Origin of the sequence: Arthrobacter sp. fls2-241-R2A-172 (assembly GCF_030208885.1) — a bacterium.
Taxonomy (GTDB): domain Bacteria; phylum Actinomycetota; class Actinomycetes; order Actinomycetales; family Micrococcaceae; genus Arthrobacter.
On the sequence record NZ_JARVTB010000024.1, the window covers coordinates 1 to 2,023 of the forward strand.

General features: G+C 52.2%; 2 rRNA genes. Both read left to right on the top strand.

Features of this window, described 5'->3' with window-relative positions:
• Window positions 1-1,727 (top strand): 23S ribosomal RNA (locus QRM57_RS20805); the annotation flags it as partial.
• 163 nt (window positions 1,728-1,890) lie between these two features.
• Window positions 1,891-2,006, top strand: a 5S ribosomal RNA gene (rrf, locus tag QRM57_RS20810).
• Window positions 2,007-2,023: the final 17 nt, after the last annotated feature.

The following is a 2,023-nucleotide window of genomic DNA, read 5'->3' on the forward strand; positions in this document are numbered from 1 at the left end:
AAGTGATGCGGTAGAGGAGCGTTCTGTAAGCCTGTGAAGGTGAGTTGAGAAGCTTGCTGGAGGTATCAGAAGTGCGAATGCTGACATGAGTAACGACAATGGGTGTGAAAAACACCCACGCCGAAAGACCAAGGTTTCCTGCGCAACGTTAATCGACGCAGGGTTAGTCGGTCCCTAAGGCGAGGCTGAAAAGCGTAGTCGATGGAAAACAGGTTAATATTCCTGTACTTCTGGTTATTGCGATGGAGGGACGGAGAAGGCTAGGCCAGCTTGGCGTTGGTTGTCCAAGTTTAAGGTGGTAGGCTGAGATCTTAGGTAAATCCGGGGTTTCAAGGCCGAGAGCTGATGACGAGTTGCCTTTAGGCGACGAAGTGGTTGATGCCATGCTTCCAAGAAAAGCTTCTAAGCTTCAGATAACCAGGAACCGTACCCCAAACCGACACAGGTGGTTGGGTAGAGAATACCAAGGCGCTTGAGAGAACTCGGGTGAAGGAACTAGGCAAAATGGCACCGTAACTTCGGGAGAAGGTGCGCCGGTGAGGGTGAAGGACTTGCTCCGTAAGCTCATGCCGGTCGAAGATACCAGGCCGCTGCGACTGTTTATTAAAAACACAGCACTCTGCAAACACGAAAGTGGACGTATAGGGTGTGACGCCTGCCCGGTGCCGGAAGGTTAATTGATGGGGTTAGCTAACGCGAAGCTCTTGATCGAAGCCCCGGTAAACGGCGGCCGTAACTATAACGGTCCTAAGGTAGCGAAATTCCTTGTCGGGTAAGTTCCGACCTGCACGAATGGCGTAACGATGGCGGCGCTGTCTCCACCCGAGACTCAGTGAAATTGAAATCGCTGTGAAGATGCAGTGTATCCGCGGCTAGACGGAAAGACCCCGTGAACCTTTACTATAGCTTTGCACTGGACTTTGAATTTGCTTGTGTAGGATAGGTGGGAGGCTTTGAAGCGTGGACGCCAGTTTGCGTGGAGCCATCCTTGAAATACCACCCTGGCAACTTTGAGGTTCTAACTCAGGTCCGTTATCCGGATCGAGGACAGTGTATGGTGGGTAGTTTGACTGGGGCGGTCTCCTCCTAAAGAGTAACGGAGGAGTACGAAGGTGCGCTCAGACCGGTCGGAAATCGGTCGTAGAGTATAAAGGCAAAAGCGCGCTTGACTGCGAGACAGACACGTCGAGCAGGTACGAAAGTAGGTCTTAGTGATCCGGTGGTTCTGTATGGAAGGGCCATCGCTCAACGGATAAAAGGTACTCCGGGGATAACAGGCTGATACCGCCCAAGAGTTCATATCGACGGCGGTGTTTGGCACCTCGATGTCGGCTCATCACATCCTGGGGCTGAAGCCGGTCCCAAGGGTATGGCTGTTCGCCATTTAAAGTGGTACGCGAGCTGGGTTTAGAACGTCGTGAGACAGTTCGGTCCCTATCTGCCGTGGACGTTTGAGATTTGAGAGGGGCTGCTCCTAGTACGAGAGGACCGGAGTGGACGAACCTCTGGTGTTCCGGTTGTCACGCCAGTGGCATTGCCGGGTAGCTATGTTCGGAAAAGATAACCGCTGAAAGCATCTAAGCGGGAAACTTGCCTCAAGATGAGATCTCACTGGAACCTTGAGTTCCCTGAAGGGCCGTCGAAGACTACGACGTTGATAGGTTGGGTGTGTAAGCGCTGTGAGGCGTTGAGCTAACCAATACTAATTGCCCGTGAGGCTTGACCATATAACACCCAAGCAATTTGCGTCGGCTCTCTAAACCAGAGCAACCAGATTGCGGTGTGTGAAGACGAATGAACCGAAAGTTCGACGCTTGCAAAACACCGAAAACTATCCATACCCAATTTGCTGAAGCGAGGCCATCTGGTCACGAGTCAGTACCCGAATTTCTTGACGACCATAGAGCGTTGGAACCACCTGATCCCATCCCGAACTCAGAAGTGAAACGATGCATCGCCGATGGTAGTGTGGGGTTTCCCCATGTGAGAGTAGGTCATCGTCAAGATTAAATTCCGAAACCCC